At 68.0% G+C, this 24,834-nt stretch carries 26 protein-coding genes and 1 pseudogene; 13 read left to right on the plus strand and 14 right to left on the minus strand.

The window, feature by feature from the left end:
• Window positions 1–151: 151 nt before the first annotated feature.
• The 3 genes and pseudogenes from ACXPWS_RS06870 to ACXPWS_RS06880 all read right to left on the minus strand — a co-directional run.
• Window positions 152–922, minus strand: coding sequence for a hypothetical protein (locus ACXPWS_RS06870; protein ID WP_458711731.1), 771 nt, complete (start codon window positions 920–922; stop codon window positions 152–154).
• 317 nt (window positions 923–1,239) lie between these two features.
• On the minus strand, window positions 1,240–1,989 hold the full coding sequence (locus ACXPWS_RS06875) for a type VII secretion target (RefSeq protein ID WP_458711732.1): 750 nt from the start codon (window positions 1,987–1,989) through the stop codon (window positions 1,240–1,242).
• 27 nt (window positions 1,990–2,016) lie between these two features.
• Window positions 2,017–3,165, minus strand: a pseudogene (locus ACXPWS_RS06880) (AAA family ATPase); the annotation flags it as partial.
• A 71-nt stretch (window positions 3,166–3,236) separates the two neighbouring features.
• On the opposite strand from ACXPWS_RS06880, the gene ACXPWS_RS06885 reads away from it, so the two are divergent.
• From ACXPWS_RS06885 to ACXPWS_RS06915, 7 genes are all read left to right on the plus strand, one after another.
• Window positions 3,237–3,800: an LOG family protein gene (locus ACXPWS_RS06885; RefSeq protein ID WP_458711733.1), complete on the plus strand. Its 564-nt coding sequence runs from the start codon at window positions 3,237–3,239 to the stop codon at window positions 3,798–3,800.
• Between the two features lie 11 nt (window positions 3,801–3,811).
• Window positions 3,812–5,587 (plus strand): long-chain-acyl-CoA synthetase FadD6, encoded by a 1,776-nt coding sequence (gene fadD6, locus ACXPWS_RS06890; RefSeq protein WP_458711734.1) that lies wholly within the window; start codon window positions 3,812–3,814, stop codon window positions 5,585–5,587.
• A gap of 116 nt (window positions 5,588–5,703) precedes the next feature.
• On the plus strand, window positions 5,704–6,534 hold the full coding sequence (folP, locus tag ACXPWS_RS06895; RefSeq protein WP_458713432.1) for a dihydropteroate synthase: 831 nt from the start codon (window positions 5,704–5,706) through the stop codon (window positions 6,532–6,534).
• Window positions 6,531–7,472 carry a glucosyl-3-phosphoglycerate synthase gene (locus ACXPWS_RS06900; RefSeq protein WP_458711735.1) on the plus strand — a complete coding sequence of 314 codons (942 nt, stop codon included), beginning with the start codon at window positions 6,531–6,533 and terminating at the stop codon, window positions 7,470–7,472. Before folP ends, ACXPWS_RS06900 begins: the two co-directional genes overlap by 4 nt.
• Before the next feature lie 34 nt (window positions 7,473–7,506).
• Entirely contained in the window at window positions 7,507–7,860 is a 354-nt protein-coding gene (locus ACXPWS_RS06905; RefSeq protein WP_458711736.1) for a DivIVA domain-containing protein, read from the plus strand.
• Complete coding sequence (locus tag ACXPWS_RS06910) at window positions 7,857–8,441, plus strand: DNA-3-methyladenine glycosylase I (RefSeq protein WP_458711737.1); 585 nt, start codon at window positions 7,857–7,859, stop codon at window positions 8,439–8,441. Before ACXPWS_RS06905 ends, ACXPWS_RS06910 begins: the two co-directional genes overlap by 4 nt.
• A 155-nt stretch (window positions 8,442–8,596) precedes the next feature.
• Window positions 8,597–8,764 carry a DUF3117 domain-containing protein gene (locus tag ACXPWS_RS06915; protein WP_003406247.1) on the plus strand — a complete coding sequence of 56 codons (168 nt, stop codon included), beginning with the start codon at window positions 8,597–8,599 and terminating at the stop codon, window positions 8,762–8,764.
• A gap of 33 nt (window positions 8,765–8,797) precedes the next feature.
• Here the strand turns inward: ACXPWS_RS06915 and glgA are convergent, their stop codons facing one another.
• Window positions 8,798–9,961 carry a glycogen synthase gene (gene glgA, locus ACXPWS_RS06920; protein WP_458713433.1) on the minus strand — a complete coding sequence of 388 codons (1,164 nt, stop codon included), beginning with the start codon at window positions 9,959–9,961 and terminating at the stop codon, window positions 8,798–8,800.
• Between the two features lie 142 nt (window positions 9,962–10,103).
• Here glgA and glgC point away from each other — a divergent pair, with 142 nt between their 5' ends.
• Entirely contained in the window at window positions 10,104–11,318 is a 1,215-nt protein-coding gene (glgC, locus tag ACXPWS_RS06925) for a glucose-1-phosphate adenylyltransferase (protein WP_458711738.1), read from the plus strand.
• Here glgC and ACXPWS_RS06930 read toward each other — a convergent pair.
• The 5 genes from ACXPWS_RS06930 to ACXPWS_RS06950 all read right to left on the minus strand — a co-directional run bounded on the left by ACXPWS_RS06930 (window position 11,315) and on the right by ACXPWS_RS06950 (window position 16,020).
• Window positions 11,315–11,899, minus strand: a complete 585-nt coding sequence (locus tag ACXPWS_RS06930) for a DUF4126 domain-containing protein (protein WP_458711739.1) — start codon at window positions 11,897–11,899, stop codon at window positions 11,315–11,317. The two genes, glgC and ACXPWS_RS06930, sit on opposite strands and share 4 nt — an antisense overlap.
• A 278-nt stretch (window positions 11,900–12,177) precedes the next feature.
• Window positions 12,178–12,852: a methyltransferase family protein gene (locus ACXPWS_RS06935; protein WP_458711740.1), complete on the minus strand. Its 675-nt coding sequence runs from the start codon at window positions 12,850–12,852 to the stop codon at window positions 12,178–12,180.
• Complete coding sequence (locus ACXPWS_RS06940) at window positions 12,849–14,471, minus strand: ABC transporter permease (protein ID WP_458711741.1); 1,623 nt, start codon at window positions 14,469–14,471, stop codon at window positions 12,849–12,851. Before ACXPWS_RS06940 ends, ACXPWS_RS06935 begins: the two co-directional genes overlap by 4 nt.
• A complete protein-coding gene (locus ACXPWS_RS06945; protein WP_458711742.1) occupies window positions 14,468–15,361 on the minus strand; it encodes an ABC transporter ATP-binding protein in 894 nt (297 codons plus the stop codon). The genes ACXPWS_RS06940 and ACXPWS_RS06945 overlap by 4 nt, the downstream gene beginning before the upstream one ends.
• Entirely contained in the window at window positions 15,361–16,020 is a 660-nt protein-coding gene (locus ACXPWS_RS06950) for a TetR family transcriptional regulator (protein ID WP_458711743.1), read from the minus strand. The genes ACXPWS_RS06945 and ACXPWS_RS06950 overlap by 1 nt, the downstream gene beginning before the upstream one ends.
• A gap of 129 nt (window positions 16,021–16,149) precedes the next feature.
• On the opposite strand from ACXPWS_RS06950, the gene ACXPWS_RS06955 reads away from it, so the two are divergent.
• The gene (locus ACXPWS_RS06955; RefSeq protein WP_458711744.1) at window positions 16,150–16,320 is read left to right on the plus strand and encodes a CsbD family protein; all 171 of its coding nucleotides are present in this window, start codon (window positions 16,150–16,152) and stop codon (window positions 16,318–16,320) included.
• Between the two features lie 67 nt (window positions 16,321–16,387).
• On the opposite strand, the gene ACXPWS_RS06960 is transcribed toward ACXPWS_RS06955, so the two are convergent.
• Window positions 16,388–17,035 (minus strand): O-methyltransferase, encoded by a 648-nt coding sequence (locus ACXPWS_RS06960; RefSeq protein WP_458711745.1) that lies wholly within the window; start codon window positions 17,033–17,035, stop codon window positions 16,388–16,390.
• A 327-nt stretch (window positions 17,036–17,362) separates the two neighbouring features.
• Here ACXPWS_RS06960 and sigE point away from each other — a divergent pair, with 327 nt between their 5' ends.
• The 4 genes from sigE (at window position 17,363) to tatB (ending at window position 20,430) form a co-directional block, all read left to right on the plus strand.
• Window positions 17,363–17,977 carry an RNA polymerase sigma factor SigE gene (sigE, locus tag ACXPWS_RS06965; protein WP_458713434.1) on the plus strand — a complete coding sequence of 205 codons (615 nt, stop codon included), beginning with the start codon at window positions 17,363–17,365 and terminating at the stop codon, window positions 17,975–17,977.
• Between the two features lie 88 nt (window positions 17,978–18,065).
• Window positions 18,066–18,461 (plus strand): anti-sigma E factor RseA, encoded by a 396-nt coding sequence (rseA, locus tag ACXPWS_RS06970; protein ID WP_458711746.1) that lies wholly within the window; start codon window positions 18,066–18,068, stop codon window positions 18,459–18,461.
• 63 nt (window positions 18,462–18,524) lie between these two features.
• Window positions 18,525–20,024, plus strand: coding sequence for a serine protease HtrA (gene htrA / locus ACXPWS_RS06975; RefSeq protein WP_458711747.1), 1,500 nt, complete (start codon window positions 18,525–18,527; stop codon window positions 20,022–20,024).
• Window positions 20,025–20,028: 4 nt separating this feature from the next.
• Complete coding sequence (gene tatB / locus ACXPWS_RS06980) at window positions 20,029–20,430, plus strand: Sec-independent protein translocase protein TatB (protein WP_458711748.1); 402 nt, start codon at window positions 20,029–20,031, stop codon at window positions 20,428–20,430.
• Here tatB and ACXPWS_RS06985 read toward each other — a convergent pair.
• From ACXPWS_RS06985 to ACXPWS_RS07000, 4 genes are all read right to left on the minus strand, one after another.
• Window positions 20,427–21,569 (minus strand): Mrp/NBP35 family ATP-binding protein, encoded by a 1,143-nt coding sequence (locus ACXPWS_RS06985; RefSeq protein WP_458711749.1) that lies wholly within the window; start codon window positions 21,567–21,569, stop codon window positions 20,427–20,429. The two genes, tatB and ACXPWS_RS06985, sit on opposite strands and share 4 nt — an antisense overlap.
• Window positions 21,570–21,612: 43 nt before the next feature.
• Window positions 21,613–22,785 carry a lytic transglycosylase domain-containing protein gene (locus tag ACXPWS_RS06990; RefSeq protein WP_458713435.1) on the minus strand — a complete coding sequence of 391 codons (1,173 nt, stop codon included), beginning with the start codon at window positions 22,783–22,785 and terminating at the stop codon, window positions 21,613–21,615.
• A 192-nt stretch (window positions 22,786–22,977) separates the two neighbouring features.
• On the minus strand, window positions 22,978–23,547 hold the full coding sequence (locus ACXPWS_RS06995; protein WP_458711750.1) for a DUF1003 domain-containing protein: 570 nt from the start codon (window positions 23,545–23,547) through the stop codon (window positions 22,978–22,980).
• A complete protein-coding gene (locus ACXPWS_RS07000; protein ID WP_458711751.1) occupies window positions 23,544–24,830 on the minus strand; it encodes a magnesium transporter MgtE N-terminal domain-containing protein in 1,287 nt (428 codons plus the stop codon). Before ACXPWS_RS07000 ends, ACXPWS_RS06995 begins: the two co-directional genes overlap by 4 nt.
• Window positions 24,831–24,834: the final 4 nt, after the last annotated feature.

A 24,834-nucleotide genomic window follows, 5' to 3' on the forward strand; every position in this document is an offset into this window, starting at 1 on the left:
ATCCATTTTGCGAAGCCGCGTTTCGGGGCGGGCGGCGGACTGCTCGGCCACCCCTGATTCCACTGGGGTCCTGGAGGACCGCCGGGATAGCCCGGAGGCCACCCGCCCGCGCCGGGATCCCAGGAACCGTTGGGCGGCGGGGGAGGCTGGGTCACAGGGCACTCTCCGGGGATTGGCGCGGCGAGGAGTGGCTGTGGGCATCCTCGGGCACGTGGTCAGGGGCTCGTTCGGAATTGGGTGCTGTTCCCGGCGCCGCGCCGGAGTCGCTGCCTTGCGCTGCGTCGTCCGGGGAGTCCTCGCGCCGGTGCTTGCCCTCGTGTTCTTTCTCGTCCTCGGGCCTGTCGCCCGGTTTGTCATCGCCACTGGCCTTGCCCGCAGCCTGGCTGATTTGTTCAGCGACCTGCTGTGCCCCCTGCATGGCGGTCTGGGGCAGCGACCCCGCCATCCCCATCACCTGCTGGGGAACTTGCGCGGCCTGGCCGGCGATCTGCATGGGTATCTGCATCATCTGGCCCAGCTGACCTGCGCCCTGCGCGGCGGCGGCTGCGGACCCGCCCGCATCGGAAGACACGCCGGGCGCTGCATTCGCGGCGCCGCCGCTTCCAGCGCCGTTACCACTTCCAGAGCCACCCATCTGCGCGGACAGCTTGGCTTGCGACTGGGCATCGGTGGTCGCGTAGCGCTCGGCGACGGCCTTGATGTTCTGTGCAAACTGGTTCGTTTCTGCTTTCAGCAACGGCAACCCGGCGACGATAGGCGCGAGAAACTGGGGGGCCAGCGCGGCGATGACCGTCGCCAATGGGTCGGATCCGGTTGGCGTGTAGCCCGCCGGCGCCTGCGGAATCGCGTTCGACGCGGTGAGGAAGTTGTCTCCGGCGCGGTCCAGCGCCACCGTGTCCACCTTGAGGTTCTCAGGCGCCATGACCGCTCACCTCATCGGACGTAACGCGAGCCCCCGAAACCCCCGCGCCTCGGTGTGGCCCCCCGGGCTCAACCAGCATCGACAATCCCCTCCGCATGCCTCCGCTAAGACAGTACCCAACGCCGGACGGGCGTTGGTGCAGAACATTCCGGCCTTTACGCAGCGCAAAGGCGGCCGGCACCGAGCGGGCACGGACCGCTGCGGGTGGGCCGTTTGTTTGCTGTGAGAACAGGCATTTCCGACGAACCGCTTGTGGCGCAGCCGAAGTCGGGCGGCGACTGCTCAATTACGGCTCTGCCAGAACAGCTTTGGCGGCGCTAATCCGCCTGCGGGTGGGTGGCCGCCGGACGTTTCCGCGGGGCGGCGGTGTCCACCGGTGCGCGCTCGGCCGATGCCGATGCCGATGCCGGGGCCGACGCCTCGGCCCCGGGCTCGGATTCCTCGCGGTCGGTTTCGTGCTTCTTCTCCGGTTCGTCCTCGCGACGGCGGTCGTCCTTCTCCTCCTCGGTGCCCGGAAGGTCGACGCCACCCGCTGACCGCTGACCGGCTTGCTGAACGCCCTGCATGATCTGCTGAGGAATCTGCTGCAAACCTTGGGCCAGCCCCTGCAACGGCTGGGCGATGGACTGTGCCAACTGGCCGACCTGTTGACCGACCTGGCCCAGAATCTGCCCCATCTGCCCGGCCATGTCGGCGCCTGCCGGACCGCTCCCGGCAGGGGTTGCCGTGCCGCCAGGCGCGGGCGGTTCCCCGCCTTCGAGCACTTCAGCGGCGCGGGTGAACCGTTCCGCATCCTGCTGGTCACCCCGGGCGTAGGCGTCGGCGGCCTTGTTCAGCAGATCAGAGATGGTGCTGGCCCGCGTCGCGGTCACCTCGAACATGTCGCGACGACCGGTGAGGGCCCCCGACAGTGCGGTGCTCACCGCCGCGGCGATGGGCCCGTGGCTGGTCTCGATGCCGATACCGTCACCGTCGGCCAGACCGGACAGTCCCGCGGCGACGTCGGCGTGCCGCTGGGAGAAGCTCAGCACTTCGTCGGTTTGTACCTGCAGCGGATCGGTGGTCATGGGCCCCCATTCGGTTCGCAGCCAATCCTATTTCTGCGCTTCACCGTCGACTGGCACCAATTCCTCGACCTGGCGGGCCGCGTCGGCGGCGGCCGCGCCGAATCCGAGGTCCTGCCATTCCTCGGACACCGATGCCAGCCCGATCGCGTCGTGCGCCGCCAGCGCCCGCGCATGCGACGCCGTCACCCGCCCGAAGACGCACTGCACCGGCAGGCCCTCCAGCGCTGCCACCGCCCGGGTGTCGCCGAGACGCACCGCGTCGTGCACCGCGCGTAACGCCACGGCGGACTGACCGCCGCGTTCGGCCGCGCGGAAAGCCTCCCGGGCCGCCCCGATGGCGCCGATGGAATCCTTGCGCGCCCAGCAGGTCCAGGCGTGAGCCAGCGCCAGCTCGGGCGCGAATAACATCGACTTCAAGCCGTGCCGAGACTCTGCCCGCCCCAACGCCTTTGCCGCAGCCACTGTCGAACCCTGCTGGCCGAGCGTCTGTGCCAACAACATCCACGCCAGCGGCGTCCACGAGTAGCCGGTCGGCGCCAAACTATCTGCTGCAGAACGTAATAACCCGACAGCGGCATCCAGGTCGCCGCGAAAGGTCACCACTTCGGCGATCAGCAGCTGACCGATCGCGCGCCCAGGTCCGGCCTCGGCGCAGAGCTCGGCGGCCACTGATTCGGCCCGGCCCAGCTCACCGCCGAACACCGCGGCCAGGACTTGCCCGTAGCCGGACGTGAATCGCAACAGGCCCGGATGTCCGGCCGCGACGGCGCGCGAAGCCAATTCGTCGATCGGGCCGAACTCACCCATCCGCGCATGCGCCAGGGCCGCCGCCGACCCGGCCCAGCCGATCGCCTGATCGGTGGCATCAGAAGACGCGAGCACCGCAGCCGACAGTTCCCGCGCCCGCTGCAGGTCACCGGCATTCATGGCGAACGTGCCGAGCAGCGCGTCCACCGTCGCATCGGAGGACACCCGGCCGCGCAACGCCCGCAGGAACGCCGTGGCCCGCTCCGGCTCGTCGAGCATCCAGAACTGATTGGCCGCCCGCGGCAAAGCCCACGCCAACAAGTCGGCCTCGCTCAGGGTGGCGGGGTCCACCGCGGCGAATACGTCATCGGCCTCGCGTCCCCGGCCCAGCCACGCCAGCTCCTGCGCCCGGGCCAGCCGCTCCGCCAACGAGTCGGCAGGAAGATCGTGCACCGCCGCAGTGTATGGCGGGCACGGGACCGTCGGTAACGTTTTGCTCCGTGGCCGAAACCCCATCCTGGGCGGTGTGCGTGTACTGCGCCTCCGGACCGAAGCACCCTGAACTGCTCAAGCTCGCCTCCGACGTCGGCCATGCCGTCGCCGACCGTGGCTGGACGCTGGTCTCCGGCGGCGGCAACGTCTCGGCGATGGGGGCGGTCGCCGACGCCGCCCGTCAGCACAACGGCCGCACCATTGGGGTCATCCCCAAGGCGCTGGTGCACCGCGAACTGGCCGACGTCGAGGCCGACGAGCTGATCGTCACCGACACCATGCGCGAGCGAAAGCAGGTCATGGAGGACCGCGCCGACGCCTTCATCGCCCTACCCGGCGGCATTGGCACGCTCGAAGAGTTTTTCGAGGCCTGGACTGCTGGCTACCTCGGCATGCACCACAAGCCGATCGTCATGTTGGACCCGTTCGGTCACTACGACGGCCTGCTGACCTGGCTGCGCAGTCTGGTGAACACCGGATATGTGGGCTCCACCGCGCTGGATCGCTTGGTGGTGGTGGACAACGTCGACGCGGCGATGGCCGCATGCGCCCCCGGTGAGATCGCTCACTAGGGTAGACGCTCATGAGTGACGACACATCCCGATCCAGCGTCGGACTGCTTGACATCGCCACCCAGCTGCCAGGAGTGCTGGCCGACGCGCCGGCCATCGTGCGCGGGCTGGTCACCGGGTTGGGTGCGCGGCCGACCGCCAAGACGTCGATCGGCAAAGTTTTCCAGGATCGGGCCGCGCAGTACGCGGACAAGGTGTTCCTGAAGTTCGAGGATCAGCAGTTCACCTACCAGCAGGCCAACGAGACGGTCAATCGGTACGCCGCCGTGCTGGCCGCCAAGGGTGTGGGGCACGGTGATGTCGTCGGCATCATGTTGCGCAACTCGCCTGATGCGGTGCTGCTCATGCTGGCCGCCGTCAAATGCGGTGCCGTCGCCGGCATGCTGAACTACCACCAGCGCGGCGACGTGCTGGCGCACAGCTTCGGCTTGCTCAAGGCCAAGGCCGTCATCGCCGAAAACGATCTCATCGATCCGATCGGGGAGAGCGGCGCCGAGCCTGACGGACTGATCACCGTCGACGACCTGCGGCAGTTGGCGCTCACCGCACCGACCACCAACCCGGCCGTGACCTCGGCGGTGCTGGCCAAGGACAAGGCGTTCTACATCTTCACCTCGGGCACCACGGGTCTGCCCAAGGCCAGCGTCATGACCCACTACCGCTGGCTGCGGGCACTGGCCGGTTTCGGTGGCCTCGGACTGCGGCTGAACAGCAGTGACACCCTGTACTGCTGCCTGCCGCTCTATCACAACAACGCCCTGACGGTGGCCACCGGATCGGCGATCAACGCCGGTGCGGCACTCGCGCTGGGCAGGTCGTTTTCGGCGTCGCGGTTCTGGGACGACGTCATCCGTTACGAGGCCACGTCGTTCGTCTACATCGGTGAGATCTGCGGTTACCTGCTCAACCAGCCGCCCAAGTCGACCGACCGGGCGCACAAGATCCGGGTGATCGGCGGCAACGGGCTGCGCCCGGCCATCTGGGATGAGTTCACCAAGCGGTTCGGCATCCCGCGGGTCTGCGAGTTCTACGCCGCGAGTGAGGGCAACACCGCCTTCCTCAACGTCTTCAACCTCGACAAGACCACCGGAATCTGCCCCAGCCCGGTCGCGTTCGTCGAATACGACCTGGACACCGGCGAACCGGCGCGCGGCTCAGACGGCCGGCTGCGCAAGGTCAAGCGCGGCCAACCCGGCCTGTTGCTGAGTAAGGTGTCGAGCTTCCAGCCGTTCGACGGCTACACCGACAAGTCGGCCAGTGAGAAGAAGCTGGTCCGTGACGCGTTCAAGGAAGGCGACGTCTGGTTCAACACCGGCGACCTGATGCGCTCGCAGGGCTTCGGCCACGCCGCCTTCGCCGATCGGCTCGGTGACACCTTCCGCTGGAAGGGCGAGAACGTCGCCACCACCCAGGTGGAAGCCGCGATCTCGGCCGACAAGCAGATCGAGGAGGCGACCGTCTTCGGCGTCGAGGTGCCCGGCTGTGGTGGCCGCGCCGGCATGGTCGCCGTGCAGCTCAAAGCGGGTGAGGAGTTCGACGGTGCAGCGCTGGCCAAGGCCGCCTACGCCAGCCTGCCGGCCTATGCGGTGCCGCTTTTCGTGCGGGTGGTCGAGGAGCTCGCGCACACCTCGACGTTCAAGAGTCAGAAGGTCGAACTGCGCAAGCAGGGCTACGGGCCCGACGTGACCGACCCGCTGTACGTGCTGTCCGGCCGCGACGAAGGCTATGTGCCGTTCTACGACGGCTACACCGACGAGGTGAAGGACGGCAAGCGCCCCAAGTCGTAGGGTTTCGGCGCGCGCACCCGCGCTGACCGCGGGTAAGCGCGCCGCAATCGCGCGACGCTAGCCTGGAGGACGTGCAGTCGACGTTTTTGGGCCGCCCGGTCGCCGGCGACCGGGCCATGATCATGGCCATCGTCAACCGCACCCCTGACTCGTTCTACGACCGCGGCGCCACCTTCGACGACCAGGCCGCCAAGGACGCTGCGCGCCGCGTCATCGATGACGGTGCCGATGTCGTCGACGTCGGCGGCGTGAAGGCCGGTCCGGGCGAGACCGTCGACCCCGATGAGGAGGTCGCCCGCGTGGTGCCCTTCATCGAGTGGCTGCGCGGCGCCTACCCGGATCAGCTGATCAGCGTCGACACCTGGCGGGCCAGCGTGGCCAAACAGGCCTGCGCGGCCGGGGCGGACCTGATCAACGACACCTGGGCCGGTGCCGACCCGGGGTTGCCGGAAGTGGCGGCGGAGTTCGGCGCCGGGTTGGTGTGCTCGCACACCGGCGGCGCGGTGCCCCGGACCCGGCCGTTCCGGGTCAACTACGGCATCAGCGAACGGGGCGTGGTGGACGCCGTGCTCGCCGAGGTGACCGCGGCCGCCGAACATGCGGTGGCGGTCGGCGTGTCCAGGGACGCGATTTTGATCGATCCCACGCACGATTTCGGCAAAAACACTTACCACGGCCTTAGTTTGTTGCGCCATGTAAAAGATCTTGTTAAGTCCGGATGGCCGGTCCTGATGGCCCTGAGTAACAAGGATTTTGTCGGGGAGACTCTGGGTGTGGGCCTCACCGAGCGTCTGGAGGGCACACTGGCAGCGACTGCTCTGGCGGCCGCCGACGGTGCCGCGATGTTCCGGGTACACGAGGTGGGACCTACTCGGCGCGTACTGGAAATGGTCGCGTCGATCCAAGGGGAGCGTCCACCGACGCGGACCGTGAGGGGACTGGCATGACTTTGACGCCCGACCTGGCCACCGGTATCACCGGCCACCAATGGCTCACCGATCACAGCTGGCGTCGACCCATGTGGACGATCGCCGAACTGGAGGCCGCCAAGGCCGGCCGGACGATCTCGGTGGTGCTGCCGGCCCTGAACGAAGAGGACACCGTCGGCTCGGTGGTGGAGACCATCGCGCCGCTGCTGGGCGGGCTCGTCGACGAACTGATCGTGCTGGATTCCGGATCCACCGATGACACCGAGATCCGGGCCGTCGCCGCCGGGGCCCGGGTGATCAGCCGCGAAACCGCGCTGCCCGAAATCGAGCCGCAGCCCGGTAAAGGCGAGGTGCTGTGGCGCTCGCTGGCCGCCACCACCGGCGACATCATCGCGTTCGTCGACTCCGATCTGATCGATCCGGACCCGATGTTCGTGCCCAAGCTGCTCGGCCCGTTGCTGACCGCGGACGGCGTACATCTGGTCAAGGGCTTCTACCGGCGTCCGCTGAAGGTCAGCGGAGCCGAGGACTCCAACGGCGGCGGCCGCGTCACCGAATTGGTCGCCCGGCCGCTGCTGGCCGCGCTCCGCCCGGAGCTGACCTGCCTGCTGCAGCCCCTGGGCGGTGAATACGCCGGCACCCGCGAGCTGCTGACCTCGGTGCCGTTCGCGCCGGGCTACGGGGTGGAGATCGGCCTGCTGGTCGACACCTATGACAAGCTCGGTCTGGACGCCATCGCACAGGTCAATCTCGGGGTGCGGACCCACCGCAACCGTCCGCTCACCGAACTCGCGGCGATGAGCCGGCAGGTGATCGCCACCTTGTTGTCCCGATGCGGCATCCCGGACTCCGGTGTCGGCCTGACCCAGTTTTTCGCCGACGGCGACGACTACACCGCCCGCACGTCGGCGGTGTCCCTGCAGGACCGGCCGCCGATGAACACGCTGCGACCCTGACAAGGTTGTCAGTGCCTTAAGGCAAAATCGAAGCGTGACCCTGATCCTGCTCTACCTGGTCGTACTCGTTCTGGTCGGCGTGGTGTTGTTTGCCGTGGGCAGTGTGTTGTTCGGCCGCGGCGAATCGTTGCCACCGCTCCCGCGCGGCACCACCGCCACCGTGCTGCCCGCTTCGGGGGTGACCGGCGCCGACGTCGACGCGGTCAAGCTGACGCAGACCTTCCGCGGTTACAAAACCAGTGAGGTCGACTGGGTGCTCGACCGGTTGGGTGCCGAACTCGATCTGGTGCGCGGTGAACTGGCCGCGGTGCGGGCCGCGCACGGCATCCCCGATGAGCATCAGCCGGCCGAACACGAGGCGGCGCACGCCAGGGCCGAAGAATCGTGAGCGATCTCGTCTCCGCGGATGTCCGGGTCCGCTGTGGCTGGGCGCCAACGGATTCCAAGCCGGATTCGGTGCTCTACCGCGAGTATCACGACACCGAATGGGGGCAGCCGGTACGGGACTCGGCTGCGCTGTTCGAACGGGTCAGCCTGGAGGCTTTCCAGAGTGGGCTGTCCTGGTTGGTCATCCTGCGCAAGCGCGACAACTTCCGCCGGGCCTTCAAACAGTTCGACGTGGCGAAGGTGGCCCGCTTCACCGAGCGTGATGTCGAGCGTCTGCTTTCCGATGAGGGCATCGTGCGCAACCGCGCCAAGATCGAGGCCACCATCGCCAACGCGCGGGCCGTCGCCGACCTCGATATCGAGCTGGCCGATCTGCTGTGGTCGTTTGCGCCGGAGACGCATACGCGGCCGGTGGACATGTCCGCGGTACCCGCTGTGACCGCCGAGTCCACGGCAATGGCCAAGGAACTCAAGCGCCGCGGATTCCGTTTCGTCGGGCCGACGACGGCATACGCGCTGATGCAGGCGACCGGAATGGTGGACGACCACATCGCCTCCTGCTGGGTGCCGTCGGTGATGTGATCTGGACACGTTCGGCGTGCCATCACCGGGTCTTTTCACACCGAAGCGCTTGGATAGGGAAGAATAGGTTTAGTTCAGTAACAAACTTGGCCGGTTAGCGCCGGCATGATCGGGTCCGCACACACGCGGGCCGGCTCACGCGGAGGGAGCACACGATGGCGGCGATGAAGCCCCGGACCGGTGACGGTCCACTGGAAGCGACCAAAGAGGGGCGCGGCATCGTGATGCGAGTACCACTTGAGGGTGGGGGGCGACTGGTCGTCGAACTCACCCCGGATGAGGCCGCCGCACTGGGCGACGAACTCAAAGGCGTGACCAGCTAGACCCCATCAAGCCGCAGCGCTGGCCCGCAGGGTTCAGCGCTGTACCTTGCGGTAGATCTCCAGGGTCTGCTCGGCGATGTGTGCCCAGGAGAACTCCTCGATGCACCGTTCCCGGCCGGCGGCACCGTAGCTGCGTGCCCGCTCGGGTTCGGCGACCAGTGCGTTGACCGCGTCGGCGATGCGTTGCTCGAAGAACGCGGTGTCCTTCGCGTCGTAGTGCACCAGGAGGCCGGTGCTGTGGTCGGCCACCACCTCGGGAATCCCGCCGACATCCGACGCCACCACGGCCGTCGAGCAGGCCATCGCCTCCAGATTGACGATGCCCAGCGGCTCATACACCGACGGGCAAACGAAAACCAATGCCGCGGAAAGTATTTCGCGAATCTTGCCGATCGGCAGCATCTCGCGCACCCAGAACACCCCGGTGCGGGTGGCCGCCAGCTCCGCCACCGCCGCACTGATCTCTGCGGCGATTTCCGGGGTGTCCGGCGCACCGGCGCAAAGCACCAGCTGAACGTCGGGATCGAACTTGTGGGCCGCGGCGACCAGATGCGCGACGCCCTTCTGCCGGGTGATGCGGCCGACGAATGCGACGATCGGCTTGGCCAGGTCGACGCCCAGTTCGGCCAGCACCGACTCGCCGGGCTCCGGCGTGGCCGGGTACCAGACCGTGGTATCGATCCCGTTGCGGACCACGTGCACCTTGCCGGGGTCCAGTGCCGGATAGGTGGCCAGCACGTCGTCGCGCATACCGGAGCTGACGGCGATCACCGCGTCGGCGGCCTCGACCGCGGTCTTCTCCACCCACGACGACACCCGGTAACCGCCACCGAGTTGTTCGGCCTTCCACGGCCGCAACGGTTCCAGCGAGTGGGCGGTCAGCACGTGCGGGACCCCGTGCAGCAGTGCGGCCAGATGCCCGGCCATCCCGGTGTACCAGGTATGCGAGTGCACGACGGTGGCACCCGCTGCGTTGTTGACCATGACCAGGTCGGCCGACAGCGTCGACAGGGCGGCATTGGCACCGGCCAGGGTGGGGTCGGGCTGCGCCACGATCGCGGTGTCGCGGGGGGCGCCCATGCAGTGCACGTCCACCTCGACCAGGTGTCTGAGTTGCGCGACGAGTTCGGTGACGTGCACGCCGGCACCGCCGTACACCTCAGGTGGATACTCCCGCGTCATCATCGCCACCCGCATGGTCTGCACGCTAGTGGGCCGCGGTTCGGCGCGCACCGTTGCGGTCCACCTTTTCGGCGCTGCAACGAAATGTCTTGACCGACATGCGCCAATAGGGCCGATTGGCTGGCCTCGGTGCGGTATCGCCGATAAGTTGGCACGCATGAGGGAAGCGCCACACGTGCTGGGCATCGTCCTGGCAGGCGGTGAGGGGAAACGGCTTTACCCGTTGACTGCCGACCGGGCAAAACCGGCGGTGCCCTTCGGTGGTTCCTACCGGCTCATCGATTTCGTGCTGTCCAACCTGGTCAACGCCAGATTCCTACGGATTTGCGTTCTCACGCAATACAAGTCGCATTCACTCGATCGTCACATTTCGCAGAACTGGCGGCTGTCCGGACTGGCCGGTGAATACATCACGCCCGTCCCCGCCCAGCAGCGGCTGGGCCCGCGCTGGTACACCGGTTCCGGCGATGCGATCCTGCAATCGCTGAACCTGATCTACGACGAGGACCCCGACTACGTCGTCGTGTTCGGTGCCGACCACATCTATCGGATGGACCCCGAGCAGATGTTGCAGTTCCACATCGAGAGCGGCGCGGGCGCCACCGTCGCCGGCATCCGGGTGCCGCGCGCGGAAGCGTCGGCCTTCGGCTGCATCGACGCCGACGAGTCCGGCCGGATCCGCGAGTTCGTGGAGAAACCGGCCGACCCGCCGGGCACGCCCGACGACCCGGAACAGACGTTCGTGTCGATGGGCAACTACATCTTCACCACCAAGGTGCTCATCGACGCCATCCGGGCCGATGCCGAGGACGACCACTCCGATCACGACATGGGCGGCGACATCATCCCGCGGCTGGTGACCGACGGGATGGCCGCGGTGTACGACTTCAACGACAACGAGGTCCCCGGCGCCACCGAGCGCGACCACGGTTACTGGCGTGATGTGGGCACCCTGGACGCCTTCTACGACGCGCACATGGACCTGGTGTCGGTGCACCCGATCTTCAACCTGTACAACAAGCGCTGGCCGATCCGTGGCGGCTCGGAGAACCTGGCGCCGGCGAAGTTCGTCAACGGCGGTTCCGCGCAGGAATCCGTCGTCGGCGCGGGCAGCATCATCTCGGCGGCGTCGGTCCGCAATTCGGTGCTGTCCTCGAACGTCGCCATCGACGACGGCGCCATCGTCGAGGGCAGTGTGCTGATGCCTGGTGTGCGGATCGGCCGCGGCGCCGTGGTGCGCAAGGCGATCCTGGACAAGAACGTCGTCGTCGGGCCCGGCGAGATGGTCGGGGTGGACCTGGACAAGGACCGCGAGCGCTTCTCGATCAGTGCCGGCGGAGTGGTTGCCGTCGGCAAGGGCGTCTGGATCTAACCCGCCGCCTTGCGTCGCCGCCGCCACCGCCACACCTGGATGATCAGCACCGCGAACACGACCAGGGCCACCGCGATCAGCAGCGGCACCAGGATCGCGCTGAACACCAGGCCGACGCTGACGACGTCTTCGGCGGTGGACAGCACCGGCGCGGCCATCCCGGCCGAGCCGATGTTCGCGACGGGCCGCACGGCGGACTTCGTCAGCGACACCACCAGCGCGGTGACCACTCCGATGACCACCGGGATCCACTGACCCGACCCGGCGAACGCCCCGGGGTCGGTTACCGCCGCGGTCTGCGCCGCGGTGCCGGATCCGAACACGATGCCCCCGGAGGTGGGCCGCACGAACGTCTGGATGGTGTCGTTGACGGTGTCCAGGGCGGGCACCTTGTCGGCGATGATCTCGACGAGCAACAGCACCGTGACGATGGCGAGCACCCAGCTGTTCTCCAGCCAGGACCACCCGGCCGGCAGGCCGACCAGATCGGTGAACCGGGACAGCAGACCGAGCGCCAATAGCGGGATATAGGCGTTCAGCCCCGCGGCGGTGGCCAGCCCGAACCCGGTCAGCAGTTCCACGACGTCAGTATGCGGTTCGCCAGGGGTGTTTCAGCGGACCCCGGCGATGCTCACTTGCGTCGCTGTTTGTGGTTGTTGCTCCGTGGCCGGTCGTGCGGCGGGACTTTCGGCGTATCGCGTGGGGTGCGTCCTTTGCCCGCGACGGTGCTGAGTGCGCATCGGCAGCGTGGACACACCGGCTTTCCGGCGTTGTCGACCGTCCAACTCTTGCCGGCACCGGGACATGGGAATGCGTACGGGCTGGGCATGGCCTGATCCTAAGGCGGTCGCCGCGGCGCTCACCACACACCGGGAATCAACCGCCACCGAACCTTGGCGCTGTAGTCGGCGTAGCCCGCCAGCTCCGTGCGCAGCAGCGACTCTTCGTCGAGGATCCGGAGCACCAGGATCGGTACGGCGGATGCGGTGACGAGCAGGCCCCAGTAAGAGTCCAGGGCCAGCGGCATTCCGAACATCATCACCAGCGCACCCGAATACATCGGATGGCGTACCACCCCGTACATGCCGGTCGAGACCAGTGGCTGTTCCTCCTCGACCTGGATGCTTGCCCCCGCGAAATTGTTCTGCATGACTACCGCCTGGGCGGCGATCAGCCCGACCAACACCAGCACGTTGCCCGCGACGACGACCGCCGTCGGAACATGCGACCAGCCGAACCGGTGATCCAGTGCGCTCACCACGGTCAGCACCACCACCGAGGCGAACGTCGCCGTGATGATGATCTTCTGCAACGGCCGGGTCTCGGCAGTCGGACCGCCGTGCATCCGCCTTGCCAGGGTGGCCGGATTGTTCACCGCCAGATAGAAGCTGGGCACCATGGTGGCGACCAGGAAGACGGCGATGAAAACCCAGGCCTGCCAATAGTTCAGCGTGCCTGCCGGAAGGAACAGCAACACACCGAAGAACAGCAGCCCGGCCAATCCCGATACCAGTGCCTGCATGACGAGCTTCATCGGATATCCCTCCGTCGAAATGCGTTGACCCCGACAGTGATCAGGGCCGCATCGATCGCCAGCAGCCACAGCAGCGGGGTGGCGGTGAATGCGCCGGGCCGGGGGATATGCGCGAACGGCTCCAGATCCAGCAGCAGCTGCGGGAATCCCGACAGTGAGCCCAGCAAGAACAGTGCGATGAACCCGATCAGCACACCCCATGCCAGTGGGGTGAACCGCGGCGCCAGGCCGAACAAGGCCACGCTGACCGCGACCAGTAACCACACCGCGGGTAGTTGTACCGCCGCGGCGGTCAGCACCATGGTGAGCTTGCCGCCGATATCGCCCGCGGCGGCGCCGTAGGTCACTCCCGCCACCACACCGGCGATCAGCAGCGCTCCGGCCGAACCGGCCAGAGCCGGCAGCAGATGGCTTGCCAGCCAACGGGTCCGGCTCACCGCACCGGACAGGACGGTCTCGGCGTGCTGGTCGGACTCCTCCTGGTGCAGCCGAAGTGTCAGCGATATCGCGAACGCCGAGGCGATCATCGCCAGCATGCTGAACGCCACCGCCACGAACGCTTCCTCCATGGCGGCGCTTCCGCCCAGGCGCACGACGACATCGCGGGCGACGGCACTGTTGCCGACCTCGTCGGCGATCCCGTGCACGACACTGCCGATCAGCAGGCCATACAGGCACAGGCCGACGGTCCACAGCAGCAGTGCGCCGCGGTCCAGGCGCAGGGCCAGACCGAGTGGACCGCCAAGGCTTGCGGCGGCGGTGGGCCGCCCGGGACGTTCGGCGAACAAACCCGCGCCGACATCGCGGCGCGCCAGCAGCCGGTACGCCAGCACGGTGAGCGTTGCGGTGAGTGCCATGTGCAGCACCAGCACCCACCACCGGTCACCGGCGAACGGGCGCACCTGCAGCGACCACCCCAGCGGGGACAGCCAGCTCAGCAGACCGCCCTGGGTGTCGGATGCGTCGCCGACCGCCCGCAGCGTGAACGCCGCCGCCAGCGCGGAAAACGCTGCGCCACGGGCGAACCGGGCGCTGGACGACAGTTGTGCGGTCACCGCGGCGACGGCGGTGAAGACCAGGCCGGAGGCGGCCAGCGTGACGCCGAAAGCGATCGATCCGCTCGGCGGGATGTCGAGGGTGAGCAGCCCGGCGGTGGTCAGCAGGCCGGTGAGCACGGCGGCCGATCCGGTCAGCGCCAGCGCGGCGGTCAGTGCGGCGTACCGTCCGACGGCGGTCGAATCCAGCAGCTCGGTGCGGCCGGACTCCTCGTCGCCCCGGGTGTGCCGGATGACGGTGAGGATGACGGCCACCGCGATCAGCAGGTGGAACATCCCGGCTTTCCACACCCCCACGGCACCGATGGACTCGTTGTAGATGTTGCCGTACAGGGCCCGCTGGGCGGGGCTGGCCATGATGGTGGCGGCGAAGGCGGCACGGTCGGCGGCCTCGGGGTAGACGGCCTCGGTGCTGCCGACGTAGACGGTGGCTACCGGTACCGAGAGAAGCAGCACCCACAGCGGCAGCACCAACCGGTCGCGGCGCAGGTAGAGCCGCAGCAACCCGACGGTTCCGGTGAAGCTGGACGTCCGGGCGGCGGGACGGTCCAGCGTGGCGGTCATGAGTGCACCACGTCGTAGTGCCGGAGGAACAGGTCCTCCAGGGTGGGTGGCTGGCTGACCAGGCTGCGCACCCCGGCATCGCCGAGCATCTTGATCACCTGGCCGAGGCTCTCGTTGTCCACCTGCGCCCGCAGGGTGGCGCCGTCGACACTGATGTCCGCGACACCGGGGATGAGGCTGAGATCGCCTGGACTGCTGATCATCTCGGCGGTGATGGAGGTGCGGGACAGATGCCGCATCGAATCCAGGGTGCCGGTCTCGACGGTGCGCCCGGCGCGGATGATGGTCAGCCGGTCGACCAGCGCCTCGGTTTCGGCCAGGATGTGGCTGGACAGCAGGACGGTGGCCCCGCGGTCGTTGGCCTCGCGCACGCACTGCTGAAAGATGTTCTCCATCAACGGGTCCAGGCCACTGCTGGGTTCGTCGAGCAGCAGCAAACGGGCGTGCGAGGCAAACGCCGAGATCAGCGAGACCTTCTGCCGGTTGCCCTTCGAATAGCTGCGGGCCTTCTTGGACGGGTCGAGGGCGAACCGCTCGATCAGTTCGGCGCGCCGGTTGTCGTCGATCCCGCCACGCATCCGGGCCAGCAGGTCGATGGTCTCACCGCCGGTCAACGACGGCCACAAGGTGACATCGCCCGGTACGTAAGCGATATCGCGGTGCAGTTCGACGGCGTCGGCCCAGGGGTCACCGCCGAGCAGGCGTGCGGTGCCCGCGTCGGCCCGGACCAGTCCCAGCAGGGTACGGATGGTGGTGGACTTGCCCGCGCCGTTGGGGCCGAGGAAGCCGTGTACCTCACCCGCCGCGACGGTCAGATCCAGTCCGTCCAAGGCTCTGGCCGAGCCGAAATTCTTGACCAGGCCCCGTATCTCGATGGCGTTCTGCGTCATCATTTGTTTCCTTCCGAAGAGGTGACGATGGGCAGTCCTTGTTCTTCCTGTGCCACGAACGCGTCGTACATGGTGGAGTCGGCGAGCAGGCCCTGGGTGTAGACCTCGAGGGCGGGCAGCACCATGTCCTGGGCGTAGTCGTGCAGCACGGCCCGCAGGTCGGTCGGGTTCTCGTGCAGTTGCAGGTACATCAGGAATCCGCCGCCGCCGGCCATCGCCAAGAACCTGGCGCGGGCCTTGGGGTTTCGGCTCGGCTTGACGGTGCCCGCCCGCACGCCTTCCTCGATGTACTGCTCGACATTGTCGATCATCCTGCGCCACAGCATGTTGGCCAGTTCGCCGCCGCTCTGCATGGCGCGTACCAGGTAGGCCATCGCCGGTGCGAAGGATTCGATCTCGGCCATCTGCGCGAACCAACTGGCCGGATCGGTGCTCTGGATGGATTCGGTCTTGGCCTCCAGGATCGACTCGGCGACGTAGTCGTCGCAGGCCTGGCGCAGCTTGTCCTTGGAGCCGAAGTGGTGGATCACCAAGCCGGCGCTGACTCCGGCGGCGGTGGCGATGGCCCGCACGCTGGTACCGAAGCCATGCTGGCCGAATTGTTCGATCGCCGCGTCGCGGATCCGGGCCGCGGCGGTCAGATCGTCGACTGAACGCATGTTTAGTACGTTAAACGTGTGTTCAGTCGAGCGTCAAGGGTCAGTTTGGGAATCGGGCTCCAGAGGTATCCACCGACAGGCTCAGCGACGAGCCCGACTCAGCAGGACACCAATCCATTCGGAGGAATCATGGGCGTGGGCGACAAAGCCAGCAACAAGATCGAGGATCTCGGCGGCAAGGCCAAAGAGGCGGTCGGCCGCGCGACCAACGATCGAGACACCGAGAACGAAGGCAAGGTGGACCAGGCCAAGGCAGGCATCAAGGATGCCGTCGAGAAGGTCAAGGACGTTTTCAACTAGGCCTGCAACCCGAGTTCAGCCCGCTGGGAGATATTTCCGGCGGGCTGAATGGCGTCGGGCGAAAGACCTAGTCGCGCGCCGCGGCGAGCAGCCCGTCGCCCAGCGGCACCAGCACCGGGGTGAAGCGCTCGTCCTCGGCGATCAGCCGGGCCGCTTCCCGCACGGCACTCACCTCGGGGTCGTTGGCGCTCGCATCACCGGCCCGCCCGCCCAACGCCGCACGGTGCACGACGACGGCACCGCCGGGGCGCAGCAGCCGCACGGCCTCGGCCACATAAGCGGGCTGATCGGTCGGTGCGGCATCGATGAACACCAGGTCGTAGGACTCATCGGCCAGCCGGGTGAGCACGTCCTGGGCCCGTCCGGCGATCAGCCGGGTGCGCGACGGCCCCACGCCGGCCTCGACGAACGCCTGCTTGGCCAGCCGCTGATGCTCGGGCTCGATATCGATGGTGGTCAGCACGCCGTCCTCGCGCATACCGGCCAGCAGCCACAGTCCGCTGACCCCGGCGCCGGTACCCACCTCGACCACGGCTTTCGCGCCGGTCAGCCGGGCCAGCACGCTGAGCAGTGCGCCCACGGCCGGCGTGACGGCTCCGGCACCGCTGTCCACGGCGCGTTCCCGGGCCGCCGCGGTGACACTGTCCTCGGTGATCGATCCTTCGGCGTGCGAGACGATCGCGCTGGCACGGTGATCGTCGTCGGTGCTGGCCATGCCCGCAGCGTAGAGCGAACCCCGACCCGGCTGCGCGGCGACACGCCCGCCCCGGAGTTCAGGATCACACCGAATTCCGGCTGGTTTTGCCTGGTCGAATAACGGGTAACACGCTTTCTCAGGAAAGGTTCAGTTTTCTCCTATGCCTACCTCACACCGGTCAGCGACGGTACTGGCATGAACATCGGCGGAAGCTGGCACTCGGGGAATAGCGACTTTGACGGTCGCGTTCCCAAAGTCACCGAGCAGTCGCCGGAAACGGCCGGTTGCCACACCGATACGGAGGATCTGACGAACACCACCACGCGCCTGGCCACGCCGGTCTCGATGCCGCATCTGGAGCAGTACACGGACGGCGACTGGGTGGAGCCCTCGGACGAGCTGACCGGCACGGCGGTCTTCGACGCCACCGGTGACAAAGCCGCCATGCCCTCGTGGGACGAGCTCGTTCGCCAGCACGCCGACCGGGTGTATCGGCTGGCCTACCGCCTGTCGGGTAACCAGCAGGATGCCGAGGACCTGACTCAGGAGACCTTCATCCGGGTGTTCCGTTCGGTGCAGAACTACCAGCCGGGCACCTTCGAGGGCTGGCTGCACCGGATCACCACCAACCTGTTCCTGGACATGGTGCGCCGCCGCGCCCGCATCCGCATGGAGGCCCTGCCCGAGGACTACGACCGGGTGCCCGCCGAGGATCCGAACCCCGAGCAGATTTTTCACGATTCGCGACTGGGCCCGGACCTGCAGGCGGCGCTGGACTCGCTGCCTCCGGAGTTCCGCGCGGCCGTTGTCCTGTGTGACATCGAGGGTCTGTCCTACGAGGAGATCGGCGCCACGCTGGGCGTCAAGCTCGGCACCGTGCGCAGCCGCATCCACCGCGGTCGCCAGGCGCTGCGCGAATATCTGGCCACGCACTCCGACACGCTGCAGACGTCCGCCTGAGCCTCGTAGGTGTGGGCTTCAGCTTCCCGCGCTACATTCAAAAGAACAGTGTGCGCAAGAAGCGCGGTGGCCAGAGAGGAGCTGGGTGATGGTCGACCCCGGGGACGTCTTCCGTCGAGCGTTCTCCTGGTTGCCTACCCAGTTCGCCTCACAGAGCAGTGAGCCCGTAGGGCCGCGTCGCTTCAGGTCCACTGAACACCTGTCCACCGAGGCCATCGCCGCGTTCGTCGACGGCGAGTTGCGGATGACCGCACACCTGCGGGCCGGGCATCATCTGTCCATGTGCACGCTGTGCGCCGCCGAAGTGGACGCGCAGCGGCAGGCCCGCTCGGCCTTGCGCGATTCCTGCCCGATCGCCATCCCGAGTGCGCTGCTGGGCCTGTTATCGCAGATCCCGGATGAGAATCCGAAAGACCCAGTCGCTGAAGAGGCGGCCCGGCAGTTCGCCGAAGAGTCGGCCCGGACCCGCCGCAAGCGCCGGTAGATTCCATGCAGAGAAAAACAGCTGCGTGCGCCACGGCGCGCCGGAGCGGAAAGTGATGCACGCGTGACCAATCAGGACCCCTCCGGCGACCGGCCCCGGCTGGCACCGCGCCCGGTCTCGCGTCCTCCGGTCGATCCGGCGGCCCAGCGCGCGTTCGGTCGGCCCGACGGCTTCGACGGCTCCTTCCTCGCCACAGACCAATACCGGGACCAGGGTGAGTACACCCCCAGGGACCAGGCGCCCGACCGGGTGCTGGCCGAGGCGTTCGGCCGGCCGGATTCCGCTGGCGACTCGCTGCAGCGCCATCCCGCCGACGCCGGCGCACTCCAGGCCGAACGTGAGCGCGAGGACGCCGCCGCCGTTGCGGCAGCCGACCCGTGGCGCGATCCCGCCGCCGGTGCGGCACTGGGTGCCCCCGCGGTGGCCCACACCGAGCCGGTGGTGTCCGATGCCCCACAGGGCAAGCTGGGCGTGCGCGACGTGCTCTTCGGCGGCCGGGTGTCCTTCGTGGCGCTGGCCATCCTGGCGATCGTCGCGCTCGTGATCGGTTTTGCCGGGGGTTGGGTCGGCCGCAAGACCGCCGAGGTCGTCGAGGCGTTCACCACCTCCAAGGTGACACTGGAGACCGGCGACAACGAGCAGAGCCCGCCCGGGCGATTCGCCAAAGTTGCTGCCGCCGTTGCTGATTCGGTGGTCACCATCGAAGCGGTCAGCGACCAGGAGGGCTCGCAGGGTTCCGGTGTGGTGGTCGACGGCCGTGGCTACATCGTCACCAACAATCACGTCATCTCGGAGGCGGCGACCAACCCGAGCAAGTTCAAGATCTCCGTCGTCTTCAACGACGGCAAGGAGGTGCCGGCCAATCTCGTCGGCCGCGACCCCAAGACCGATCTGGCCGTGCTCAAGGTCGACAACGTCAACAACCTGACCGTCGCGCGGATGGGTGACTCGGACAAACTCACCGTCGGCGAAGAGGTGATCGCCGCCGGCGCACCCCTGGGCCTGCGCAGCACCGTCACCCAGGGCATCATCAGCGCCCTGCACCGACCGGTCCCGCTGTCGGGTGAGGGGTCGGACACCGACACCGTCATCGACGGTGTGCAGACCGATGCCTCGATCAACCACGGCAACTCCGGCGGCCCGCTGATCAACATGAACTCCGAGGTCATCGGTATCAACACGGCCGGTAAGTCGTTGTCCGACAGCGCAAGTGGCCTCGGCTTCGCCATCCCGGTGAACGAGGTCAAGGATGTCGTGCAGGCCCTCATCGAGGCGGGAAAGATCTCCCATCCGACCCTGGGTCTGAGCGCCCGGTCGGTGAGCAATGACGTCGCCTCCGGGGCACAGGTCGCCAACGTCAAGGCCGGCGGGCCCGCCGAGAAGGCCGGCATCCTGGAGAACGACGTGGTGGTCAAGGTCGGCGGCCGCTCGGTCGCCGACGCCGACGAGTTCGTCGTCGCGGTGCGCCAGCTCAAGATCGGGCAGGAATCGCCGATCGAGGTGGTCCGGGACGGCAGGCATGTGACGCTGATGGTCACGCCCACCGGCGACAACCCGACCTGATCCGATGTTCGCAAACGTCGGCTGGGGCGAAATGCTGATCCTGGTGATCGCCGGACTGGTGATTCTGGGCCCCGAACGGCTGCCCGGCGCCATCCGGTGGACGGCGGGCACGGTCAAGCAGGCCAGGGAGTACCTCAGCGGGGCCACCAGTCAGCTGCGTCAAGACCTCGGGCCGGAGTTCGACGATCTGCGCGAACCGCTGTCGGAACTGCAGAAGCTACGCGGGATGTCGCCGCGGGCGGCGCTCACCAAACACCTGCTCGACGGTGACGACTCGTTCCTGACGGGCAATTTCGACAAGCCCACCAAGCCGGTCTCGCCCAATGCGCCGACGCCTGCGGAAAGCGCCGAACAAACCCCGCCGGCCGAACCGGGCGTCACCAAGTTCGACAGCGACGCGACCTAGCGTCCGGCGGGATCCAGACCCAGCGACATCCCGGCCAACCCGCGCTTACGCGCGCCGAGCCCGTCGGCGATCTTGCGCAGTTCCTTGCCGGCCACCGAGTCCGGCGCCGAGAGCACCAGCGGCACCCCGGTGTCACCCGCATCCACCAGCGCCGGGTCCAGCGGTACCTGGCCCAGCAGTGGCACGTCGGCACCCATCGAACGCGACAGCGACTCGGAGACCTGTTGGCCGCCACCCTCGCCGAAGATCTGCATGACGGTGCCGTCCGGCAGCGTCAGCCCCGCCATGTTCTCCACCACACCGACGATCCGCTGCCTGGTCTGCAGCGCGATCGCACCGGCGCGTTCGGCGACCTCCGCGGCCGCGGACTGCGGGGTGGTGACCACCAGGATCTCCGCACCCGGGATCAGCTGCGACACCGAGATCGCGATATCGCCGGTGCCCGGCGGCAGGTCCAGCAACAGCACGTCCAGATCGCCCCAGTACACGTCGGCGAGGAACTGCTGCAGCGCGCGGTGCAGCATCGGCCCGCGCCACACCACCGGGGTGTTGCCCTGGGTGAACATGGCGATCGAGATGACCTTCACCTCGTGGGCAATCGGCGGCAGGATCATCGAGTCGACCTGGGTGGGCCGGTCGGTGACGCCCATCATCCGGGGCACCGAGTGGCCGTAGATGTCGGCGTCCAACACGCCCACCGACAGCCCCCGGGAAGCGAGCGCGGCGGCCAGGTTGACGGTGACGCTGGACTTGCCGACCCCGCCCTTGCCGGACGCGACCGCGTACACCCGGGTCAGCGAGTTGGGCTGGGCGAACGGGATGACGGGTTCGCGGGAGTCGCCGCGCAGCAGCTTGCGCAGTTCGGCGCGCTGCTCGTCGTTCATCACATCGAGGGTCACCTTCACCGCACCGGTGCCCGGCACGTCGGTCACCGCCGCGGTCACCCGGTCGACGATCTCGGTCTTCTTCGGGCACGCCGAGGTGGTCAGATACACCTCGACGTGCACGCCGGCGTCACCATCGATGGTGACATCCTTGACCATGCCGACCTCGGTGATCGGTCGGCGCAATTCGGGGTCGATCACTTTGCCGAGCGCGGCACGCACCGCGGCTACCAGGTCGCTATTCGTCGCAGACATCACCTGCAAGTCTAGGCCGCAGACCGGCGGCCTCCAGCACGGGTCAGTTCGCGGGGCCGGGCGCCGGCCCCAGCGGCGCCGGTGCCGCGACCGGCGGCGCGGGTGGCGGTGGTGGCGCGAACGGATTGAAGACCGGTGGTGGCGCTATCGGAACCACCGCCGCGGGTGGTGCCACCGCGGCGGCCGGAGCCTCCGGCGGCGGCGCGAACGGATTGAAGGGCGCCGGTGCGGCCGGGGGCAGCGGATCGGCCACGGGCACGTTCGTACCGATGCAGAACACCGCGCAGTTCTGTTGCGGCGCCACACTGCCGGGGCCGGGTGCGGTCGGCAGCTGGCTGGCGACGTCGGTGCGGCCCACATCGAAGATCGGGGTGAGCGCCAGCGGATCACCGGTCGGCAGGCCGATGGCGTTCAGCGGCAGGCCGGGGCCGATGCCCTCGGGGTTGCTGTCCAGGTGCGCATCGCCCAGCGGGGGCACCGGGCCGGTGATGGGCGGCAGATTCACCGGCACCACGCCGGTGGCGTAGGCGCGCGCCCAGCCGAGCACGTTCTGGGCGTAGGCGATCGAGTTGTTGTAGCGCAGGATCGCCGTCATCGCCTGGTTGGGATCACGCAGGTTCAAACCGCCGCTGCACAGATAGCGGGCCGCGGCCAGGGTCGCGTCGAACACGTTCTGCACGTCGGCCTTGCCGTCACCGTTGCCGTCGGCGGCATACCTGGACCAGGTGCCGGGCAGGAACTGCATCGGGCCCATGGCACGGGCGAAGGTGACGCGGTCATTGCTGCGGCTCTGCACGATGACCTCGTTGCCGGGCAGCGTGCCGTCCAGCGCCGGGCCGTAGATGGGCCGCACCGCGGTGCCGTTGACGTCGGTGGAGCCGCCGTTGGCGTGCATCGACTCGATCCGGCCGATGCCGGCGAGGATGTTCCAGCTCATCCCGCAGCCCGGCACACCGGCGGCCATCATCCGCTCGGCATTGCGGTATGCGTTCAGCGCGATCGACGGAATGCGAAGGCTGCCAGGCGAATTCATCACGACGGCGGGTGGGGGAGCGGACAGCGCCGCGCCGGCGATGCGGAATGGCCTCGGTGTCTTGAACGCCGCGACGACGGAGGTGCCGGTGTCATCGGGGGCGACGGGTCCCACGGCGGCCAGGGTGGTGACCGAGGTGTCGCGCACCGGCTTGATGGACGGTGCGGAGGCACCCACGCTCATCGCGAGCACAAGCGGTGTGAGCACGGCGATTCCGAACACGGGCTTGGTCACCGTTCGGCCTGCTCGGCGCCGCGCTGCCGCAAGGGCGGCGACTCCCCCTTTGAACACTCAACCGTCCTAGTTATGCGGTGCCCGACTGGTTGTGAACCAAGTCACCATACCCATTCGGTGATCACTGTGGTGGGGCAATGGTCAGCTATTGCTGTCCAGCACGATCTCGCCCGGTTCGGTGGTCTCGGCCTCGACGGCCGGCGGGGCCTGTTTGCTCTTCTTCTTGCTCTTGGGCGGCACCAGTTCCACGAGCATGTCGCGCAGGTCTTCCAACTCGTGACGCAGGTAGTCGCGGGTGGCCACCTCGCCCACCGCCAGACGCAGTGCGGCCAGCTCGCGGGCCAGGAACTCGGTATCGGCCTTGGTCTGCTCGGCGCGGCGGCGGTCCTCTTCCAGGGCTACCCGGTCCCGGTTCTCCTGCCGGTTCTGGGCGAGCAGGATCAGCGGGGCGGCGTAGGCGGCCTGCGTGGAGAACGCCAGGTTGAGCAGGATGAACGGATACGGGTCCCATTGCAGTTTGACGGCGAACAGGTTCAGCGCGATCCACACGATGACGAAGACCGTCTGGATGGCGAGGTAGCGGCCGGTGCCGAGGAACCGGGCGAACGATTCGCCGAACCGGCCTGCGGCCTCGACGTCGAACTGTGGCGTCAGCCGCCACCGGGATACCCGCGGGGTATCGATGCGCTGACGAGTCGACGGGTCGCTCATGTCGCTGCCCCCAGCTCCGGCTCCTCGGAGCGCACGCGCCAGTCGTGCGGCAGAAGGTGATCGAGCACGTCGTCCACCGACACCGCTCCCAGCAGGTGGCTCTCCTCGTCCACCACCGGCCCGCACACCAGGTTGTAGGCGGCGAAGTACCGCGTCACGGCGTTCAGTGACGTCTCCGGGGTCAGGCTGGGCAGATCCTTGTCGACGATGCCGCTGACCAGTGTTGCCGGTGGCTCGCGCAGCAGCCGCTGCAGGTGCACACAGCCCAGGTAGCGGCCCGTCGGAGTGGCGGTCGGGGGGCGGACGACGAATGCCAGCGAGGCCAGCGCGGGGGTCAGGTCGGGATCGCGGATCCGGGCGAGCGCCTCGGCAACGGTGGTGTCCGGGGCCAGCACGACCGGGTCGGAGGTCATCAGCCCACCCGCGGTGTCGGGGGAGTGCTTGAGCAGCCGGCGCACCGGCTCGGAATCCTCCGGGTCCATCCGGGCCAGTAGCAGCTCGGCGCGGGTGGCGTCCAGCTCGCCGAGCAGGTCGGCCGCGTCGTCGGGGTCCATCTCTTCGAGCACGTCGGCGGCGCGCTCGGTGTCCATCTGATCCAGCAGCTCGGCCTGCTCACTCTCGGGCAGCTCCTGCAGGATGTCGGCCAGCCGCTCGTCGCCCAGGGCGGCGACCACCTCGTAGCGGCGTTTGGGCGGCAGGTCGCGGATGGCGTCGGCCACCTCGATCGGCCGCTGCCCCTCGAACTGGGCCAGTAGCTGCGCCACGCCCTGGCCGGGCAGGTTCAGCGCCGCCGGGGTGAGGCCGGTGACGTTCTGCCAATCCACGATGTGCATCGCGGTGCGCCGGCCGAGCCTGCGGTGTTGGCGCACCGCCACCTTGGTCACCATCCAGTCCCGGGAGCGCACCTGCTCGATACCGAGGTCGACCACGACGACATCGGTACCGCTGAGTGTCACCAGCTCGGGGTCGTTGACCCGGACCCGGGTGTCGAGCACCTGGCCCAGGACCAGCACCTCGCCTGGGCGCTGGGCGAACCGGCGCAGCGACACGTTACCGGTACTGAGTGTCACCGCATTCGGCTCGATCGCAGTCACCCGTAGAATGGGAACGAAAATTCTTCTGCGAGTGAGCAATTCGACGACGAGCCCGAGTACTCGAGGTTGCTGGCGCACGACGCTGATGCTCACGACCACATCGCGGACGCGGCCGATGGACTCGCCGTCCGGGCCGAGCACCACCATTCCCGCAAGTCGGGCCACATAGACCCGGTTGACCGCCACCATGAAC

This window comes from Mycobacterium sp. BMJ-28, from assembly GCF_054404835.1.

What these genes read in the sequence shown, in the direction of transcription:
- ACXPWS_RS06935 (WP_458711740.1), bottom strand. Translation starts at nt 12,852, where the DNA reads ATGAAGCTCGTCATGCAGGCACTGGTATCGGGATTGGCCGGGCTGCTG.
- glgA (WP_458713433.1), bottom strand. Translation starts at nt 9,961, where the DNA reads ATGCGGGTGGCGATGATGACGCGGGAGTATCCACCTGAGGTGTACGGC.
- ACXPWS_RS06990 (WP_458713435.1), bottom strand. Translation starts at nt 22,785, where the DNA reads ATGAGCGTGGGTGCCTCCGCACCGTCCATCAAGCCGGTGCGCGACACC.
- ACXPWS_RS06950 (WP_458711743.1), bottom strand. Translation starts at nt 16,020, where the DNA reads ATGCGTTCAGTCGACGATCTGACCGCCGCGGCCCGGATCCGCGACGCG.
- folP (WP_458713432.1), top strand. Translation starts at nt 5,704, where the DNA reads ATGATCATGGCCATCGTCAACCGCACCCCTGACTCGTTCTACGACCGC.
- ACXPWS_RS06995 (WP_458711750.1), bottom strand. Translation starts at nt 23,547, where the DNA reads ATGAGCGACCCGTCGACTCGTCAGCGCATCGATACCCCGCGGGTATCC.
- tatB (WP_458711748.1), top strand. Translation starts at nt 20,029, where the DNA reads ATGTTCGCAAACGTCGGCTGGGGCGAAATGCTGATCCTGGTGATCGCC.
- glgC (WP_458711738.1), top strand. Translation starts at nt 10,104, where the DNA reads ATGAGGGAAGCGCCACACGTGCTGGGCATCGTCCTGGCAGGCGGTGAG.
- ACXPWS_RS06985 (WP_458711749.1), bottom strand. Translation starts at nt 21,569, where the DNA reads ATGTCTGCGACGAATAGCGACCTGGTAGCCGCGGTGCGTGCCGCGCTC.
- ACXPWS_RS06900 (WP_458711735.1), top strand. Translation starts at nt 6,531, where the DNA reads ATGACTTTGACGCCCGACCTGGCCACCGGTATCACCGGCCACCAATGG.
- ACXPWS_RS06875 (WP_458711732.1), bottom strand. Translation starts at nt 1,989, where the DNA reads ATGACCACCGATCCGCTGCAGGTACAAACCGACGAAGTGCTGAGCTTC.
- ACXPWS_RS07000 (WP_458711751.1), bottom strand. Translation starts at nt 24,830, where the DNA reads ATGGTGGCGGTCAACCGGGTCTATGTGGCCCGACTTGCGGGAATGGTG.
- ACXPWS_RS06915 (WP_003406247.1), top strand. Translation starts at nt 8,597, where the DNA reads ATGGCGGCGATGAAGCCCCGGACCGGTGACGGTCCACTGGAAGCGACC.
- sigE (WP_458713434.1), top strand. Translation starts at nt 17,363, where the DNA reads ATGCCGCATCTGGAGCAGTACACGGACGGCGACTGGGTGGAGCCCTCG.
- ACXPWS_RS06955 (WP_458711744.1), top strand. Translation starts at nt 16,150, where the DNA reads ATGGGCGTGGGCGACAAAGCCAGCAACAAGATCGAGGATCTCGGCGGC.
- ACXPWS_RS06870 (WP_458711731.1), bottom strand. Translation starts at nt 922, where the DNA reads ATGGCGCCTGAGAACCTCAAGGTGGACACGGTGGCGCTGGACCGCGCC.
- ACXPWS_RS06945 (WP_458711742.1), bottom strand. Translation starts at nt 15,361, where the DNA reads ATGACGCAGAACGCCATCGAGATACGGGGCCTGGTCAAGAATTTCGGC.
- rseA (WP_458711746.1), top strand. Translation starts at nt 18,066, where the DNA reads ATGGTCGACCCCGGGGACGTCTTCCGTCGAGCGTTCTCCTGGTTGCCT.
- fadD6 (WP_458711734.1), top strand. Translation starts at nt 3,812, where the DNA reads ATGAGTGACGACACATCCCGATCCAGCGTCGGACTGCTTGACATCGCC.
- ACXPWS_RS06940 (WP_458711741.1), bottom strand. Translation starts at nt 14,471, where the DNA reads ATGACCGCCACGCTGGACCGTCCCGCCGCCCGGACGTCCAGCTTCACC.
- ACXPWS_RS06960 (WP_458711745.1), bottom strand. Translation starts at nt 17,035, where the DNA reads ATGGCCAGCACCGACGACGATCACCGTGCCAGCGCGATCGTCTCGCAC.